The sequence below is a fragment of the Symmachiella macrocystis genome (genome assembly GCF_007860075.1).
GTDB classification, from domain to species: domain Bacteria; phylum Planctomycetota; class Planctomycetia; order Planctomycetales; family Planctomycetaceae; genus Symmachiella; species Symmachiella macrocystis.
In genome coordinates, this window is sequence record NZ_SJPP01000003.1 from 86499 (window position 1) to 104191 (window position 17693).

At 55.9% G+C, this 17693-nt stretch carries 14 protein-coding genes; 7 read left to right on the forward strand and 7 right to left on the reverse strand.

From position 1 onward, the window contains the following. Nucleotides 1-20: 20 nt before the first annotated feature. From CA54_RS23760 to CA54_RS23780, 5 genes are all read right to left on the reverse strand, one after another. Entirely contained in the window at nt 21-503 is a 483-nt protein-coding gene (locus tag CA54_RS23760; RefSeq protein ID WP_146373505.1) for a hypothetical protein, read from the reverse strand. Nucleotides 504-839: 336 nt separating this feature from the next. After that, the gene (locus CA54_RS23765; RefSeq protein WP_197532777.1) at nt 840-1154 is read right to left on the reverse strand and encodes an Hpt domain-containing protein; all 315 of its coding nucleotides are present in this window, start codon (nt 1152-1154) and stop codon (nt 840-842) included. 219 nt (nt 1155-1373) lie between these two features. Next, on the reverse strand, nt 1374-1601 hold the full coding sequence (locus CA54_RS23770; protein WP_146373507.1) for a hypothetical protein: 228 nt from the start codon (nt 1599-1601) through the stop codon (nt 1374-1376). A gap of 295 nt (nt 1602-1896) precedes the next feature. Continuing rightward, nucleotides 1897-3237: a hypothetical protein gene (locus CA54_RS23775; protein WP_146373508.1), complete on the reverse strand. Its 1341-nt coding sequence runs from the start codon at nt 3235-3237 to the stop codon at nt 1897-1899. Between the two features lie 187 nt (nt 3238-3424). Next, a complete protein-coding gene (locus CA54_RS23780; protein WP_146373509.1) occupies nt 3425-5188 on the reverse strand; it encodes an acyl-CoA dehydrogenase family protein in 1764 nt (587 codons plus the stop codon). A gap of 167 nt (nt 5189-5355) precedes the next feature. Between CA54_RS23780 and CA54_RS23785 the strand changes: the two genes are divergently transcribed. Together CA54_RS23785 and CA54_RS23790 are read left to right on the forward strand one after the other, a co-directional pair. Continuing rightward, entirely contained in the window at nt 5356-6942 is a 1587-nt protein-coding gene (locus CA54_RS23785) for a CehA/McbA family metallohydrolase (RefSeq protein WP_146373510.1), read from the forward strand. Nucleotides 6943-7025: 83 nt separating this feature from the next. Then, the gene (locus CA54_RS23790; protein ID WP_197532778.1) at nt 7026-8390 is read left to right on the forward strand and encodes an SGNH/GDSL hydrolase family protein; all 1365 of its coding nucleotides are present in this window, start codon (nt 7026-7028) and stop codon (nt 8388-8390) included. A gap of 20 nt (nt 8391-8410) precedes the next feature. On the opposite strand, the gene CA54_RS23795 is transcribed toward CA54_RS23790, so the two are convergent. After that, nucleotides 8411-9295 (reverse strand): tetratricopeptide repeat protein, encoded by an 885-nt coding sequence (locus CA54_RS23795; RefSeq protein ID WP_197532779.1) that lies wholly within the window; start codon nt 9293-9295, stop codon nt 8411-8413. 381 nt (nt 9296-9676) lie between these two features. On the opposite strand from CA54_RS23795, the gene CA54_RS23800 reads away from it, so the two are divergent. From CA54_RS23800 to CA54_RS23820, 5 genes are all read left to right on the forward strand, one after another. After that, nucleotides 9677-11806 carry a tetratricopeptide repeat protein gene (locus tag CA54_RS23800; protein WP_146373513.1) on the forward strand — a complete coding sequence of 710 codons (2130 nt, stop codon included), beginning with the start codon at nt 9677-9679 and terminating at the stop codon, nt 11804-11806. Between the two features lie 153 nt (nt 11807-11959). Next, complete coding sequence (locus CA54_RS23805; protein WP_146373514.1) at nt 11960-13114, forward strand: hypothetical protein; 1155 nt, start codon at nt 11960-11962, stop codon at nt 13112-13114. A gap of 208 nt (nt 13115-13322) precedes the next feature. Then, nucleotides 13323-13841, forward strand: coding sequence for a hypothetical protein (locus CA54_RS23810; RefSeq protein ID WP_146373515.1), 519 nt, complete (start codon nt 13323-13325; stop codon nt 13839-13841). A gap of 23 nt (nt 13842-13864) precedes the next feature. Beyond that, complete coding sequence (locus CA54_RS23815; RefSeq protein WP_146373516.1) at nt 13865-15802, forward strand: DEAD/DEAH box helicase; 1938 nt, start codon at nt 13865-13867, stop codon at nt 15800-15802. A gap of 158 nt (nt 15803-15960) precedes the next feature. Continuing rightward, nucleotides 15961-16326 carry a 2Fe-2S iron-sulfur cluster-binding protein gene (locus CA54_RS23820; RefSeq protein WP_145426237.1) on the forward strand — a complete coding sequence of 122 codons (366 nt, stop codon included), beginning with the start codon at nt 15961-15963 and terminating at the stop codon, nt 16324-16326. Nucleotides 16327-16545: 219 nt separating this feature from the next. On the opposite strand, the gene CA54_RS23825 is transcribed toward CA54_RS23820, so the two are convergent. Further along, nucleotides 16546-17646 carry a WD40 repeat domain-containing protein gene (locus tag CA54_RS23825; RefSeq protein WP_146373517.1) on the reverse strand — a complete coding sequence of 367 codons (1101 nt, stop codon included), beginning with the start codon at nt 17644-17646 and terminating at the stop codon, nt 16546-16548. Nucleotides 17647-17693: the final 47 nt, after the last annotated feature.

A 17693-nucleotide genomic window follows, 5' to 3' on the forward strand; every position in this document is an offset into this window, starting at 1 on the left:
CTGCACGGACAACACGGCTCTTAAAATTGATTCTCTTCAGTAACGACACCGGCGGCTTGATACAGTTTTTGGATGCGGGTGACCGGATACATTTGAATCAGCCGTTTTTTGTAGGTCAGCCGTCCTTCGGCATCACGACCGAGTTGTTCGTCCACTTCGTCAATGGCCAATCCGGCATACAACGCGGCGAACGTGCCGGGGTCGACACCGACACCCGCCTCCAAATCGGCTTGGGCGTTTACCCCACCGGCTAAAATATCAATGGGATTCAATCCCTTGGTCGCCGGCTTATAAAGCCCCTCTGAAACCAACGCATCGTGCGCGTCTTGCAATGCGTTTCGCGCTGCGGCGATTTTGTCTAACGTGTCTTGCGAAACGGCATTCGTTGCATTGCCATCACCCTGAGCCCACAACGATGTTGGGGAGAGTGTATTCGTCGAACCGAGAAGATACCCCACCGCAAGCAGCGAGAATGCAAACAATAGAGAGGCACTTTTCCGCATTTTGAACTCCTGAATTTCCGGTTGCACGTATTTCACATTACGCCGGTAAGCCATCATCCGGCAGGGAGACATCACAATCAGCTAGTGGGCAATATGGTAACGGTGTGCGATGAGAATTCGCAAGGGGAGCGTTACCGGCTTAAAAACTCAGCTGACCGGCATGGCGCGCCCACACATCCATCCTGAACAGAAATCCAGGAGGTTTCAAGGCTAAAACCGGGGAATTGAAAGCAATCTGAGTGCGCTGGACGGGCGCAGTCGCGCCAATGCGGCATTCCGCAGCTAGAAAGCATCCAGCTGGGCCAACACCGGCAATCCATCAACATTCGCCGACAATTACGTCTGAATCCGGCCCATATATTCCAGCACCGAATCGAGCGATTGGCCGACACGATCGATGTCGTTTTCCTTGCAGGCCTGTTCTAACTCGGCGGCAACAGAACTGAGGCCGTCAAAACCGTACCCGCCGCCTGCCCCTTTGAGTTGGTGGGCGGTGACGCGCATATCATCGACATTGCCTGCGCGAAACTGTTGTTGCAACAATACCCGCCGTTCCCCGACAGTCTCGGCGAACATCTCCAACAGGTCCTCAAAATCGGGATCGTCGGCAAAATCGGAAAAGATCGGTCCACTGGTTTGTGTGCTGTTCATGAGAGTCCTCATTCTACCCCAGGCAATCATCACGGGAATATCAGGTTGTTCTCATCTATAGCATGCGAACTGGGCAGAAATTGCCCACTCCTCCTGAACAGGGAGTTTTCCGTAAGCGTCGAGGCCCGCGCACCGCAGGGTTTTCCGTTCGCACGGATTTTAGCAACGAATCCCGCTACGACGAATGCCCTGTCTCGCGCAGCCACGATACGGGAAGGCTCATGCGGCCTTTTCACGAATGGGGGCTTCGTTTTCAGAAATCGTTTGCAGCTTCAAGCGTTGCGAGCGCTCGTCGCTACCGAGCCGTTTTCCACGCGTCATGTTTCCGACGTGCGCGCTCAGGTGCATCATCGAACCGGTTACCACCACGGCGGCAAAGCAAATTGAAAGCACGATCTGATCATAGGTTGCGTTCTGCAGCAAATCAGTCACGGTCAGCATCTCCATTTAGCCAAGCAAAAACTGAATCGTCCGAGAAAACAGGGGCCGCCACGAAATTTGTCGCGTCTCAAAACCATCCTGTTCGCTCCAATGAAACCAAACCTAAGAACGGTTTCTAGGCCGGTTACATCTTAATTTCGGAACAATCAGCAGCCCGGCTTCAGCGGGACGTACCGGATGCCAGATACGAGATAGTCACCGGCGTTACAATCGGCGCGGCCGGTATAACGACACTCGGTGATTCGGAATCCAAATGCCGCTCAACGCATTCATTCATTTTCCATGCATAGCATCACTTCGCTTATTGCGGACCTTCCGGAGCCACGCGGCGGTGCCGCCAGAGGTCGTAACGATCGAACCACGCGATATTCGCAGGGTGGCTCTCGCCCCACACGCCATCGCGAAGTTCTTCATACTTGATCAGTTCGCCCTGCTTAAGCGTCATGCGTGAGATCGCGTTGCCATCTTCCGTACTCGTCGTCCACACGCCTTCCATATACCCATTCTTCCATTCGCCCTGTACCAAGACCGCGTCGCCGCCTGGCACATAGGTTTTTTGCTCGCCGTGGTAGCGTCCCTCATCGGAAACACCGACTTCAATGACTCGATTGCCGAGCAAAGATATTGTTGCCTGCTTTTGCTCAGTTCCATCCGGTAACTGAACCGTGGAGATTTGCTCCTCAGGATAAAACATCAGGCCGACAGTGGCGCATACGAGCAACACAAATGCCGCAGCATAAGCAGCCAGCGACGCCAAAATTGTCCCCACCCCCGCCGGTTTGGCCATCAGGCGTTCCCAAATCGAACGCACGGCCCAGGCATCCATGCCGAACCGCAATGTGAAAGGCACATGCTGCCGCAGTTCTTTGACAATACTTGCGGCGGACTCCAGAGAAACGTGACCTGATTCTCCAAGTTCTAAATCCGGAAACTGGCCGTGCAACCGCTGCGCAATGCTATCGAAGCGAAAGTTCAGGGTTGTCCAGAACAAGGATCCTAAGCCCAAGATCACTGTGTATTTCATTCCCAGCATCCAACCAATCAGCACGAGGAACGACGCCAAAGTGAGTTGGACCATTGCCATCAAATACCGACGACGCACAAGCACAACCCGCTGCAGCAACCGACCGCCATCGAATGGCAAGCAGGGTAAAAGTGAAATTGAGTTGAAGGCCAGAAAGCAAATCGCCGCGAATCGTATCGAATCAGAGAACTCCAGCACGGCGAGAAACGACAAAATCAAACCAATTAACATCCCTGGTAACGGGCCCAGCAGAATGACAATTGCCTCGCGCAGCGGAGAAGCGTGTGTGCGCACCCCTTGAGCGGAATCGGACAGATAAGGCAAGAACAATAGGCCGACACCCCGATAACCGCAGAGTCGCATCCCGACAAAATGCCCGAATTCGTGAACTAAAATAACGGTGGCAAAGTAGACCGTCTTGGGACCGGTTAATTTGAGAACGCCCAAGTAGTTCAACAGCAGCAAAATGGCGCCAATCACCAGAGCAGCACGAAACTTTTCTCGCTGCCTTTTCTCAACGTTATTGACATTGGCAAACGTCTCAAAAAAGCGGGCGTCGAGAACCGGACCGATGCTGGTTTCCGCATCCGGGTAGGTTTTGACAGGAGCATCGGGCATGGACTGGACCTTTTCGCATTCACCCTAGCGAAGCTGTTCGACAGACAACCATGCGCCCTGATCGATCGTCCAGAACCAAACGCCAGACAAAGCAAGAGCGCTGCTACGCACGCCAATTTACCCCGCAACGGTAGCGGTCGCCACTCAAAACAGCAAAAGCCTTCAGGGTACGGTCTAGCTGGCCGGACTATTGCCCCATCCACGCATCGGCAACCTTCGTATAGGCCGCGTCGTCGTTGTCGTTGATCGTGGCGAGACGGGCTTGGTTGCGGCGGTCGGCGATTTTTAGATACAGCAATCCGGTTTGCAAATCGCGTTCGGTACTTGAATCGTTCTGTGAGACCAATTGCACCAATCGCGAATAGACGCAGCTCGCCATAAACAACTCCGTGCCGATATCGCCAATCCGGCCGTGATGGTATTGTCGATCGAGAATCGCTTCACGATGCGTCATCAATAAGCCTTGGCAGGCGCGGCCGAATTGCACGATCTGTCGTCCGAGTGCCTTCGCCGCCGGCTGTAAACGTGCATGGGGAACCGGTAGTTGCGCCGTGGACCAGACACGGCTGGTCGTCGACGCAGCGAAGCCCCACAATTTTCCTGCTCCCGTGAAGGGGTTTTTTGCGGCTTGTTGCACCTCTTGCAGATTCATTCCTACGCCGCGTAGACCGACCATGGCGATGAATGACCGCAGCACATCGTTGGCCCCTTCGCCAATTTGATTGATCCGCGCGTCCCGCATCATCCGCTCCAGCGGTTCCGTGCAGAAATACCCCGCCCCGCCGTATAGTTGAAGCGTGTCATTGACGATCGTCCACAGTCGCTCACTGGCAAATACTTTGAGCATGGCCGTTTCCAACATGTAATCCTCAGCGTCGCTATCGATCAGCGCTGCCGTGTGATAGACGGCGCTCTCCATAGCAAAAGTATCCGCAGCGGCGACGGCGATTTTTTCCTTCACCAACTCGAATTCACCGATGTTCTTCCCGAATTGTCGCCGTTGGTTGGCATAGTCGGTCGCTTTTTTCAGGCAGGCCTTGGCTCCGCCCGTACAACAAGCGCCGAACGTCACGCGGCCGAAATCCAAAACGGTCAGCGCCAATCGCAACCCTTTGCCTTCTTTTCCAAGCATGTTTTCAGCAGGGACGAACATGTCCTTAAAGGCCAACCGGGCTGTCGCCGTGCCGCGAATCCCGCACTTATCCATCCGCGCTTCGACCACCTCAAATCCTGGCATGTCGGGGGTGACGAGAAAAGCGGTGACCTTACCGTCCGGTTCGTCGGGATCGGGAGTACGAGCCATGACCGTTAAAACACCGGCGATCGCACCGTTGGTGATGTAGCGTTTCTCGCCGTTGATGACATATCCGCCGCGCTCGGGATCGGGCGTCGCCCGTGTTTGCACGTTCGAAGCATCCGAACCGGCCTCGGGTTCAGTGAGCGCAAAGGCGGCCAGGACCTCTCCGCTCGCCATCGGTTTCATCCACCGCGCCTTCTGTTCTTCGGTGCCAAACAAATCCAAACCGCGTACGCCGATCGAGTGGTGCGCATTGACAAACACTCCCGTAGCGGCGCAATGCCCGCCGATGACTTCCATCACGCGACAATAGTTCTGCTGCGACAACCCGCGGCCGCCCAACTCCGGCGCGATGGTCATTCCCAAAACGCCGACATCAGCCAGTCCGCGAATTACCTCCGGAGGGATGTCGGAGTTGCGATCAACTTCAGCCGCGTCGAGATGTTGTTCGAGGTACTCCCGCACTTCGGCGACAGCCTTGTCTCCGATTGCGTTTTGTTCGGCGGAGAGTTTGGGGTAGGGCATGATGGCGTCGGTGAAGAAACGCCCGAAAAACAATTCTTTGCAAAAGCCGACCTTCTGCGGTCCCGAGAACAACAATTCCTCTGCTTGCCGAATTTGCTTTTGCTGCAGTTCATCCATAGCCTGTGCCATCGCGCCATCCTTACATTTTCTTCGAAAGTAAATGCTAGTGAATTGATCTCGTGGAGTGCCACGGGAATTTTACGCCGCACGTTGTGCGTCCTGCTAGTGAACTTTAGGATAACCTATCAAGTTTTTAATGGTCCGTGAGCATCGAATTGTCAAAAAGGAGCATAGGAATGCGGCTTCCGCTTGCCGTCAGTTGCGTGTTGATGATCGTGGTGTCTCTCATCGCCGCACGCCGAGCTGAACAGACATGCGCACTCGACATTTCGCTGAGCGACGCGCAAACCGGTGCTCCGCTTGCGGGTCAGATCAAGGTCAAGACCGCGACCGGCGAGGTGATTACCGTCAACGAGTTGCTCTCCCGGGGACTCGGATTAAAAGCGGGGGAGCCGATCCAACACTGGGCCGTGCTCACAAAATCGAAAACGATAGCGCTTCCCGCACAACGATTGACGATCGAGGCGTTTTCTGGACTCGAAACCGAGACCACACGGATCGAGATCGACCTGCGTGACAAGACAAAACACACACTTTCGATTCCGTTGCATCGGTTTTACAATGCCGCCGACCGCGGGTTCCGCTCGGCCAATACGCATTTGCATCTCATGAAACTCAGCCGCGCTGAGGTGGACCGCTATCTCACCGAGATCCCCCGCGCGGACGGGTTGGATATCGTGTTTCTCTCCTATCTGGAACGCGCCGGCGCCGACCACGAGTATACCTCGAACAGCTACACTGCTGACGATTTGGCGCGTTTGTCGAAGGCGTCCGGAACGGGATTCGGCAACGGCGAAGAACATCGTCACAATTACGGCGGCGGTGGCGAGGGATATGGCCACGTGATGTTCTTGAACATCAAAGAGTTGATCCAACCGGTCAGCATCGGTCCGGGAATCATGAAACTCGGCACCGATGGCCTGCCCATCCAGCGCGGCATCGACACCGCCCGCGGCGATGGGGCGACAGTTGTTTGGTGCCACAACGATTGGGGGCTGGAAGACCTCGCCAATTGGGCCACCGGACGCATTGATGCGCAAAACATCTTCGATGGCGGCATCCACTCCAGTTACAAGCAGAGTTTCTACCGCTACTTGAATGCCGGAATCGACGTGCCATTCTCAACCGGTACCGATTGGTTTATGTACGACTTCTCCCGCGTCTACGTCGCCGCTGGAAAATATGTGACCCCCGCGCAATGGTTGGCAGCATTCTCTTCCGGTAAAACGTATATCACCAACGGTCCGCTGTTGGAATTGACTGTCAACGGCCACGGCCCGGGAAGTACGATCGACATCGACAACGGAAAGCCGCTCAAGATCGAAGCCCGTGGTTGGGGCCGGCATGACTTCAAACGTCTGGAATTGATCAAAAACGGCAACGTGGTTGATTCCGCGCCCGCCAAGCGGCAGAATAACCATTTCGTAGCCCGACTCAATGCGTCTCTCGATGAAACCCAACCCTGCTGGTTGGCCCTCAGAACACCGGCTCCGCCTCTGGCAGGGGATGCCGAATTAACGGAACCGGTGAACAAAAACGAGTTTGGCAAAGACCTCTTCGCCCATTCCAGCGCGATCCACATTGTTCGGAACGGTCGGCGGTATGTGGATCGGCAGGTCGCTGAAGGGATGATCCAGGAGATGACCGAAATCCGCGCACAAATCGACAAGCAATCCAACTTTGCCGACCCTCAAGAACGGTCGCGCGTTTTGGACGTCTATAGTGACGGCATTGATGCCATGCGTAAGCGACTGCAGGATTGAGAAACCTCGTTTTTACGACGGGGCAGCCGACTAGGATTCAGAAAACAATTTTCACTATTTCCACTTCAATGAGGACGACAGCTATGAAACGGTTCCCGCGACTGTTTTTGATGATGTTGATGGCAGCACTGTTTGCGCCCTGCATTCCGGCAATGGCCGATGAGCTACCGGCTCCAGTGACGAAGCTCGATCTACAGGATGGGGACACACTGGTATTTCTCGGTGACAGCATCACGCATCAATGTTTGTACACACAGTACGTCGAGGATTATTTCTACACCCGTTACCCCAAGCTGCGAATCAATTTTCACAATGCCGGCGTGGGAGGAGCAAAAGCCCTCGATGCGTTGGCCCGTTTTGACCGGGATGTCGCCGCTTACAAACCCAAATACGTGACCGTATTGCTCGGTATGAACGACGGAAGATACGTCCCCTACAACGAAGAGATTTTCCAGACCTACCGCAAAGACATGCAAGAGGTCGTCCAGCGAATTCGCGATGCCGGTGCGACGCCGATCCTCATGACCCCCACCATGTTTGATTCCCGCGCCGTCCGACTCAATCCCAAACGTCTCGAAGCCACGCCGGCGGAACGGTTGGAATTGTACAACTCGGTGCTCGCTTATTACGGCACATGGTTGCGCGAAATTGCTGTCAAAAATGGCGACGGATTTGTGGATATGTGGAGCCCGCTGAATCACCTCACGTTGCAGCAGCGCGACACGGATCCCAACTTCACCATGATCCCCGACGCCGTTCATCCCGGCCCAGCGGGACAATTGGTGATGGCCTATGCGATTCTGAGTGACATGAACGCGAAAAAGGGCGTTTCCAACATCAACATCACTATCAATCCCAAAGGCAAAGCCAAGGCCAGAGCGGCCGGGGGCGAAGTCGCCAATCTCGAGTTCGCCGACGATACGCTCTCCTTTGAGTGGACGGCCAAAAGTCTACCCTGGGTGCTGCCTACCGACGCAGAAGTCGCCGTCAAACTGCTCAAATTGGGACACCGCATGAGCCGCGAAGCCTTGTCTGTCCATGGACTCCCGCCGGGGAAATATGAATTGTCGATCGATGGGGAAGTCGTCGGCAGCTATCGCAGTCAAGGACTGGCGCGGCACATTGAATTGCAAGCCAATGACAAGACACCGCAATATCAACAGGCACTGAAAGTCGCCATGTTGAACAAAAAACGCAACGAAGGCCCCGTCCGCTCATTGCGCGGAGAATGGAGCAAGTTTCAACAACTGGATCGTCAACAACGCGCGTTGAAGGCCGATCCGGATAATGAAAAACTGGCCAAACTGGTTGCCGGGATCGAAGCCAAGGTCGCCGGAATGGAAGAACGAGTGGTGGCCCACGAAAAGGCCGCTCAGGAGATTGAGGAGCAAATTTTCGCCGCCAATGTTCCTCCAACCCGCAAGTATGTGCTGAAACGGGTTAAATAGCGCTGCACCCCCTGCTTACTTCATGGCGAGAGCGGGGGCGAGGATATCGCGGGCGATTCTTCCGGCACCTCGAAATTGGTAGCCGGAAGGATTTCCCCGCGCCTTGATTCCGTATAGTTCAAATCGTCCAACAGCGATGCAAACCCGTTGTGCCCGGGATGCAATGCCAATTGTCTTTCAATATCACGGCGCGCACCGGTGAAATCGCTTGCTCGAAATCTCGCCATCGCGACGAGATACCAATCATCGGAAGACATGTCGCGCGTCCGCGCTCCCGCATCCAGCGCAGGTATCGCCTGCTTCCAACGGGCCGTCCGTACGTAGGCCACACCCAACAACCATTGTGCGCGCGACTTTTGTTCCTCGGACGACATGGGGCAATGGATGACCTGTCGCAGTACCGGCGCCGAACGGGCTGCGCGGCCGTGGTCGATCTGAATCGCTGCCAAACGCAACGCCGCCTCCGAATTCTGCACGTCGCACGACACCGCACGATGATAGGCACTGATGGCTTCCGCATCCTGCCCCGAGTGTTCTTCGAGTTGCCCTTTGAGCGCCCAGGCCGGCCCACTGTTCGGGTTTAATTCCAAAGCACGGGCAACGTGTCGCTCTGCCTCGGCGTATTGCTCTTGCTGCATAGCCTTTTCTGCCGAACGGACGTAGGCGTCGGGATTGTCCGCATGCATCGACGCACGATTCGCCGTTCCGTCGCCGTGTGTCGAACGCGACATATCAGCCGCAGCAGTTTGTGATTCGCGCGCCTGATTGCCCGGCACCAGATTGTGCATCCAACGACAACCGCCCAACCCAATGATCATCCACGCCACCAGCGCGCAGCGCCAACCACCCAGCTGTTGTGTAAACAGCTTGCGAGACATTCCATCGGTCTGCAATCGGACCGCCACGGGCGCGACAACTCCTGTAGAAGGAGATACGAGACGACTATGAATTACAAAACCCAGTTGTGCTGATTTCAGAAACATACAGTTCTGTCTCAGCTGAACGCATCAAAGGGTTCTGAAACGACTTGTAAGAGATAATCATTTGAAGGGGATAGATATTAGCAAACTACGTAAAAATCGAATAGACGAAGCCACTCGCCGCCGCATCTCAAAACGCGGGCCCTAATAAGCAGTACGCACAGCCGAGAAATCAAACCATGGTTGCCGGCTCGAGTTTTTTGAGGTGCCTAAAAAAGCCGATTCTTGTTAAAGAGTGGTCTCGCCAACCAACCCCGACGATCGACGCGGGTGATATCTGGGCCATATGTACTTTTGGGATGGATCATGGACAGCGGAACCCCACCATTCTCGCAGGCAACGCAGCCGAAGCGCGATGAACAACATACAGCTACCGAAAACAGTTATCTTGAAACGTCGGCCACTGCTCCTCGCAATGCCGATGTGCGATTTCAGTTGGCGCAAACCTGCGAAACCCAGGGCCGGACTGTCGAAGCCTTGGCGCATTATGGCGAAGTGATTCGAATTGATGCCCAACATCTCAACGGACATCTCGGGCGGGCCAAGCTATTGCATATCAATGGCCGCGTGCATGATGCCGCCGCCGATTACCGCCGCATCCTAAAATTTGCGCCGGTGCATCCGACCGCCCTTGTTGGTTTGGCTCACATTGCCATTCAGGACGGACGACTCGACGACGCGGCACAGTCGCTGCAGACTGCCTTAGAGCATCATCCCGGTTTCGCCTTCGCGCACCACAGTTTGGGGCGCGTCCGCAAAGCGATGGGAGATTTCTCGAATTCCGCCGTATCGTTTCAACGAGCCACGGAGTTGGCGCCTCAGTCCGTCGAAAGTTATACCGAATTGGCCGCTGTCTATGAGAAACTGGGACAAGCCGCGGACGCCGAAACGACCTACCGGGCAGCGCTAGACAATGCGACTCCGAACGGTGCCATCTGGAACGGCCTGGGCTTGCTATTACTGGCCGATGAACGAAACAGCGAGGCAGCGGATTGCTTTCGCGCCGGCTTGGAAATCAATCCCGAGTTTCCTCAAGCGGCTAACAATCTCGGCTTGGCGCTCAATAAACTTGGCGATCCTGAGGCGGCCATCGAAGCGTTTCGCAACGCGCGTCGCGGTCTCCCCAGATCAGCCGATGTACTGAGCAATTTGGCGCATGCCTATCTCACAGTGGGACAACTCGACGATGCCGAACAATCCTGCCGCGCTGCTTTGATCATCGATCCCTGCCATGTCCCCACGCTCTCCAACGGAGGGCAGATCGCGCTGCGTCGTGGCGCGGCCGAACGAGCCCGCGCGTTTTTTCAACAAGCCGTCAATCTGTCGCCCAATTTTGCAGAGGGACACAATAATCTGGGGACCGCCCTGTACGCACTGAATCACGACGATGAAGCTGCCGCCAGTTTTGGCACATGTATCTCGCTGAACCCGCAACACGTCGAGGCACATTACAACCGCGCGCTGGCGAATTTTCGCTGCGGCCAATCCGACGCTGCCTGGCCTGACTACCAGTGGCGCTGGCAGCGCAGCGGCGCGAGAAGACCCCAATTGTCCATCCCCGAATGGAAAGGGGAAGCGTTAGGTGGAAAGACATTGCTGGTCTATGGCGAACAAGGCGTTGGTGACGAACTGATGTTGGCCTCGTGCTATGCCGAGATCATTGGCCAGGCAAAGGCCTGCGTGCTGGTTTGTGAATCCCGGTTAGTAGAATTGTTCGCGCGCTCGTTCCCCGGTACGACGGTCATTGCCACACGCGATGCTGAGTCATTTCTCGCCAGCGGTCGTATCGGCCCGGTTGATTTCCAGACGGCGGCCGGTGAATTGCCGCGCTATTCAGCCACGAGCCTGGGAAACGGCCCTGCATCGGCCGCCTTCCTGCAACCCGATGCTGCTCAGGTCCGCAACTGGAGTGATCGGTTTGCGCAATTGAATGCCAAATTCTGTGTGGGCATCTCATGGCGGGGTGGGGCAGCGGCAGATGATCGGCAGCGGCGCTCCACGACGTTGTCGCAATGGCAACCGTTATTGGTGCAACGCGACATTGCCTTCATCAATTTGCAATACGGCGATTGCCGTGACGAACTGGAAAGATTACGGCAACAATACGGCTTCGTCGTGCACGACTGGGACGACGCGAACCCCCTTGTGGATCTCGACAATTTCGCCGCACAAATCGCCGCACTCGATTTGGTAATCTCCGTCGATAATTCCACCGTACACATGGCGGGCGGACTGGGAGTCCCCACTTGGGTGGCTCTCCCCCATTCCGCCGATTGGCGCTGGGGGACAACCGGGACGTGCAGTTATTGGTACGAATCCTTGCGACTGTTTCGTCGCGAAACAGATGCAGCCTGGAGTGAGACGTTCCGGAAGATGGCTCAGGAGTTGGCCGAACTCGACAAGCGGGCTTGTCGCCGAGCGGGGAACAAAGTTTAATCTCAAGCTGATGCTTCTCAACGACTCATCCCACTCATTCCCGAAGGTTTAGTTGTGCCCGCCCCCACGTCTTCGGATCCACCGACGATTCCGCAGTCTACTAGCGTGTCCGTCAACGCGGTCCATTTTCGACAGCTCTGCCCTTGGCTGCGCATGTCTGAGATCTTTCGGATGGCCGTGGATTTGCAAAAGCTACTGTTAGCCGTCGCTGCCCTGCTACTGCTATGGGGCGGAAATTGGTGCATCCTCAAATTGCCCTTCGCCACCCCCGAAGCCATTCATCCCCAGTCGAAAATTTTCACGTTCGGATCAGCCGATCCCACCGAGCTGACCCCAGCGCAACAAGCTGCTGCATTCGGTAAGCCGTTCGGCGCTGATTGGAGATCTTGGACCCGCGTATTGAGTCCGCTGGACACGGTCGTGCGGCCAGTGCAAATTCTCTTTCGCTTCGATGCGTCATGGTCGCAACTGGCATTGTCGTGGACTCAATTGTTATGGACGTTAGCTGTCTGGGCAGTCTTTGCCGGTGCGATCACTCGCATTGCTGCAGTGCAAATCGGCACGGATCGCAATACGAGTCTCATGGACGCTCTCAAGTTTTCGGTCCGCCGGTTTTTATCGTATTTCTCTTCCCCCTTAATTCCCTTGAGCGGCATCGGCGTGTTGTGGGGACTCTGCTTGCTCGCCGGACTTGTGGGGCGAATTCCCACCGCCGGTCCATGGATCGTGGGCGCTTGTTGGGGCATCGTATTGCTACTTGGGTTTTTGATGGCTTTGACGTTGGTCGGGCTGGCGATCGGCTGGCCGTTAATGTTTGCCACTATTAGCGTCGAGGGGAGCGATGCTCCCGATGGATTAACGCGTGCTTACGGCTATGTCTTCGCCAAACCGGTGTATTACGTTCTGCTGGTTGCGATCGCTGTCCTAGGCGGGGCTGTGGCGACATTTCTTGTCTTCCATCTCGCTGGTTTCGCAGCGTATATGGCCGACTGGGGAGTTGCTTGGGGCATGGGTTCCAGCAACATCCTGCAAAACAAACTTGCGGCGAGCTGGGTGAGCGTGTTAGAAACCTTCGTCGTCTCATTTGCGCACAGTTATTTCTGGAGCGCTGCAACCATGATTTATTTCCTGCTGCGCCGTAGCGTCGACGCCAATCCGTTTCACGAAGTCTATCTCGAAGAAGATCCAAGTGACGAATTGTTGCCCTGGGTGGACGAAGATCAAGCGTCCCCAAATGAAACCCCTACTTTGACGCCGCTAACACCTCCCGACAACGACGCCACTGGTGACGCAAATCCCCCCTCTTAAACCACGCATCGCGTGCGTTGACCGCCCGTGTCATCTCACAACTCCGACAACTCCTCAAGTCGGCATCCTGGCGACGACGATGACTTCCATACCGGAATGATTGACAACCGGTTTTGGGATAACGGTGCGTCCCGGCAGCAGTTAGCAAAGTGACGGAGCTGTAGACCAAGATTTTCTGACACTGCATGACAACCAAGGATAACCATTCATGACGGCAGCCGAACGGCAGGACAAACTGCGGCTGGGTTTTTTGACAGCCATCCAAGTGCCGCAACAAGGCTTCATGGGAGGCCTGCTGGTGACGAACCATCTGGGCCGCCCCTTGGAATTCCAATGCACCAACCCCGTCAAACCCAATCGCACACAGGAAGTGCTCTACGGGCCGACGTTGCAGCCGTTTGTTTTGGCAGAACTTATCGGAAAAACGTTGCTGGAAAAAGCAGGCGTGAAACCCCATATCGTGTTTGTCACCGAAGCGGCACTGCTTGAACTTCGCGAACACATCACCGCGTGTCTAGCCATGGTCGTTGTGCACGACCACGAGTCCGCAAAAACCGGTTTTGCCTTCGGGCGACAAACCTTGATCACGCACGCCGATTATGGCAGCGACCGCAATCAATTGGAAAACAAACTGACCGCATTGCCTGATGATGTCGATCTGCTGGAACCATTCGAGCGCGTCGAAGAAGCGCTCCGTCAAGCGACCGGAGGCACAGCTGCAGCGTGAATCCCTCAACGCCCCAACCCCCAATGCCTGAAACGGATGTCAAGACATGGGAAGCGTTGCCGAATACATCGCCGCCCCCTGAATCGCCCACTCCATCCACGTCGATCATTCGTCCTGCGCCGGCGGGTGCTGACGGGATCCTGCGCATCGACGCGAAACACGATGCGCACTCGGCTATCGCTGCGCCGCAGATCACCACCATGCCGCTGGACCTCGCCGCCAATGTCTTCGCCTCAGGGCTCAACGGCGCGCTGCGGCGGACCCCGAAGATGGAATGTGAAAACGTTCCGCTCCTGGGGCGTGTCACCTTCAGCCCCCGTTGGCGGCCCACTTCAAGCGGCGTGCGAACGACGAAGCTGACGTTTCCCGACGGCATGGAGTTTCTCCCCCCGCCGAAATCCCCCGAGGAATCCGAGAACCTCAAACGTATCAAGCCCCCCAAGGCGCAGGGCGGTTCGGAACGCGAAAAACCAAAATCGACACGCATCAAACCTCCCAGCGACGCACTCTCGCTCGAAGACCGATTGTTCTACGTCCTGCAACCGCCACTGGAAACCTGGTTGGCCGGGCAGGAATTGATCATGCCGTTTGAGCCGTTCCCCTACCAATACGAGGGAATCGGATGGATGTTCTCGCAGAAGGCGGCACTGTTGGCCGACGAGATGGGGCTGGGCAAAACCATGCAAACCATCACTGCGATTCGACTGTTGCTCCGCAGTGGACAAGTGCGCCGCGTGCTGTTGGTCTGCCCCAAGCCGCTGATTCCCAACTGGCAGCGTGAATTTAAATTGTGGGCCGAGGAACTGCCCATCACCACGTTGGAAGGGGACTCCGCCCGCCGCAACATGCTCTGGAACATGCCCGGCGTTCCGATTCTGTTGGCCAATTACGAAGTCGTTGTCCGCGACTTCGAAGCGTTCGGTGATGACCCGCCCAAGTATGACCTCGTCATTTTGGATGAAGCGCAGCGGATTAAAAACCGCGACTCACGCACGGCAGCGATGATCCGCAGCATCCCTCGCCGCCGCAGTTGGACGCTGACCGGCACCCCGATTGAAAACCGGCCTGAGGAATTGGCATCGCTGTTTGAATTCATGGAGGTCATCCCGCCCCGCAGTAACCCTGACATGAAGGGGCTGACCCAACTGGCGGATCATTATATCCTCCGGCGGACCAAAGACCTCGTGATGTCCGATCTGCCTCCCCGCCTGGATCGCGATGCCCATCTGGATCTCAACCCCGCACAACAACACGCCTACGACACGGCCGAACGTGACGGCGTGATCCAACTCAACGAAATGGGAGAATCGATTTCCGTCCAACACGTTTTCGAATTGGTGTTGCGACTGAAACAAATCACCAATTTCGATCCGCTCACCGGCGATAGCGCAAAACTAGATCGCTTAGAAGCCGACATGGAAGAAATCTCTAATTCCGGCGGCAAAGCCATTTTGTTCAGTCAATGGACGAAGTGCATCGACTGGCTCGACGAAAAGCTAAAGCGCTTCAATCCGTTGGTCTATCACGGCAAAGTCCCCACAAAAAAACGGGAGCCCATCCTCAGCCAATTCAAAGAGGATCCCAATTGCCCGTTGTTGCTCATGAGCTACGGGACCGGTGCAGTGGGCTTGAACCTGCAATTCGCAGGATACGTGTTTCTCTACGACCGCTGGTGGAATCCTGCGGTCGAGGACCAGGCGATCAACCGGGCGCACCGTGTCGGTCAAAAAAGTCAGGTGATTGTCACCAAATTCATTTGCAACAACACGATCGAAGAGCGAATCGACCGCGTGCTCAATGAAAAACGGCAGATTTTTGCCCGTGTGCTGGGCGATGGGGATAGCACCATCGCCTCGCTGAGCCTGAATGCGTCGGAAATATTTGGACTTTTCGACCTCAAAGCCCGCCAAGGCGAGGTGACCCGCAAGATTGCTCCCAAGGCGGAACTCGAAACGAAATAACGGCCTCTAAAGAATGTGCGCTCCCTGTGACGGCTTCACTGGAATTTGCGGCGGCGACTATTTATCATCGGGAAGCATGAAGCTGTGGAGAATGGTTTCTGCACCATTTCGACACGTAAGTTCCAACCGACACCGCCGTCAGCGGAAGAAATCTCCCGATGCCCACGATCAAATTCATCAAAGAAAAACGGACTCTCGAAGTCCCCGCCGGTTCTAACTTGCGCAAAGAAGCCTTGAAGGCCGGCGTCGAACTCTATCCCGGAGTTCACAAACACGCGCTGCTCAATTGCCACGGACTCTCCGTTTGTGGTTCCTGCCGCGTGTTGATCAAAAAGGGGATGGAGAACACGAGCAAAGAGGGCATCCTGGAGCGAATGACACCGCTGCACAACCCGTTGATGGCCATGGCCAAAATCGGCCACGAAGAAGAAATGCGACTCGCCTGCCAAACCACCGTCAACGGCGACATCGAAGTCGAAACCTGCCCCCCCATGAACTGGCACGGCGACAAATTCTGGGCCTAGGCGGCATTGCCGCTTGGTGCGAGCTTCCGCTCGAGCTTGCATAGGCCGCTCCCGTTGGTCGCTGCGGCAGCAAGTGGACTTGGGGATTGGGAGGACAGACTCCTCCCTCTGCCTCTGGGAGAGGCCCGGGGTGAGGGTATTCGCTCTACAATAGAGAATCCACCCTACTCACCGGAGCTAGTGAACGGGTGAGTTTCACTCAACTTGGCGCTGATCGCATTAACGGCGTTTGCTATTGCCAGTTGTCAGCATTGCAACGGGCGCCGTCGCGCGAACTTCGCCAACAAGACGCTCCAAATTCCACAACCGAATCGCGCATTCTCGTTCGCGGCCGGCGGTCGCCAGGAGTTTTGCGTCGCTTGAAATCGCGATCGCTCCGATCGGCCCTGCATGTGAAATCGTCCTTAATTCTGTTCCCGTGCGATAATCCCACAGTCGAACAACACCGTCGCGACTGCCCGAGATCAATGTGCGATGATCGGGCGAAAAGACCAGCGATGTGACGTAATCGTTGTGCGGCAGCGAAACGGTTTTTGTACCGGTGGCGAGCTCCCAACAGGTCACCGCTGAGCAGTGCTGGGCATTGCGTTGATCGATGGTCCCACAGCCGGCAGCGATCGTTTCTCCATCGGGCGAAAACGCGACCGTGGAAACCGAACGCGCAGTCCCATCGAGTTGGAGCGTGGAGGTGCAACGTGCCGTTTCGACGTCCCACAGTTTCACCGTCCCATCCCAACTCCCCGTCGCCACTGACCAACCGTTGGGAGAAAACGCGACCGTTTTGACGTCGTCGGTGTGCCCTTCGAGCACCACCGGATTTTCTAAGCCGGGTAAATCCCACAATATCGCTTGCGTACCGTAACTGACCGTTGCCAGTCGCTTGCCGTCAGGCGAAATGGCCAACGACTGCACTAACCAATCTTGTGTGACAGCAGTAAGTTGTTTTTTGTTTTGCCAATCCCACACCTGAATCACCCCCGCCCGTTGGCCTTGCACACCGCCGCCGGTGACGGCCAATTTGCCATCGGGTGAAAACGCCACTGCCCAAAATCGGGCAGCGGACTCGATGGCTGCCATTTCGGTCCGTACGTCCATGTCCCAGAACTTCAACTCACCATATTCGCGTAACTGTTTGGTTTCGGGATCTAGGTGGAAATCGCCGCTGCCCGAGGCCAACGTCTTGCCGCCGGGGGCGAATGCCAATGTGAATACCTCGTGCGAATGCCCGCGCAAGACTCCACAGCCTTGCTCGCTGGATTGCACGAATAACGTCGCCGCAATGGCAGCCACTACGCCACAAATTGACAGTTGTTTCCACATGGCGGGGATCTTATCCCGAATCCGATTTTTTCGCGAGATCTCTTGAT

Excerpts from the sequence above, each read along its gene's own strand:
- CA54_RS23790 (WP_197532778.1), top strand. The coding sequence starts at position 7,026 with ATGAAACGGTTCCCGCGACTGTTTTTGATGATGTTGATGGCAGCACTG.
- CA54_RS23775 (WP_146373508.1), bottom strand. The coding sequence starts at position 3,237 with ATGCCCGATGCTCCTGTCAAAACCTACCCGGATGCGGAAACCAGCATC.
- CA54_RS23820 (WP_145426237.1), top strand. The coding sequence starts at position 15,961 with ATGCCCACGATCAAATTCATCAAAGAAAAACGGACTCTCGAAGTCCCC.
- CA54_RS23760 (WP_146373505.1), bottom strand. The coding sequence starts at position 503 with ATGCGGAAAAGTGCCTCTCTATTGTTTGCATTCTCGCTGCTTGCGGTG.
- CA54_RS23785 (WP_146373510.1), top strand. The coding sequence starts at position 5,356 with ATGCGGCTTCCGCTTGCCGTCAGTTGCGTGTTGATGATCGTGGTGTCT.
- CA54_RS23805 (WP_146373514.1), top strand. The coding sequence starts at position 11,960 with ATGTCTGAGATCTTTCGGATGGCCGTGGATTTGCAAAAGCTACTGTTA.
- CA54_RS23800 (WP_146373513.1), top strand. The coding sequence starts at position 9,677 with ATGGACAGCGGAACCCCACCATTCTCGCAGGCAACGCAGCCGAAGCGC.
- CA54_RS23815 (WP_146373516.1), top strand. The coding sequence starts at position 13,865 with ATGCCTGAAACGGATGTCAAGACATGGGAAGCGTTGCCGAATACATCG.
- CA54_RS23780 (WP_146373509.1), bottom strand. The coding sequence starts at position 5,188 with ATGGCACAGGCTATGGATGAACTGCAGCAAAAGCAAATTCGGCAAGCA.
- CA54_RS23810 (WP_146373515.1), top strand. The coding sequence starts at position 13,323 with ATGACGGCAGCCGAACGGCAGGACAAACTGCGGCTGGGTTTTTTGACA.
- CA54_RS23825 (WP_146373517.1), bottom strand. The coding sequence starts at position 17,646 with ATGTGGAAACAACTGTCAATTTGTGGCGTAGTGGCTGCCATTGCGGCG.
- CA54_RS23770 (WP_146373507.1), bottom strand. The coding sequence starts at position 1,601 with ATGGAGATGCTGACCGTGACTGATTTGCTGCAGAACGCAACCTATGAT.
- CA54_RS23765 (WP_197532777.1), bottom strand. The coding sequence starts at position 1,154 with ATGAACAGCACACAAACCAGTGGACCGATCTTTTCCGATTTTGCCGAC.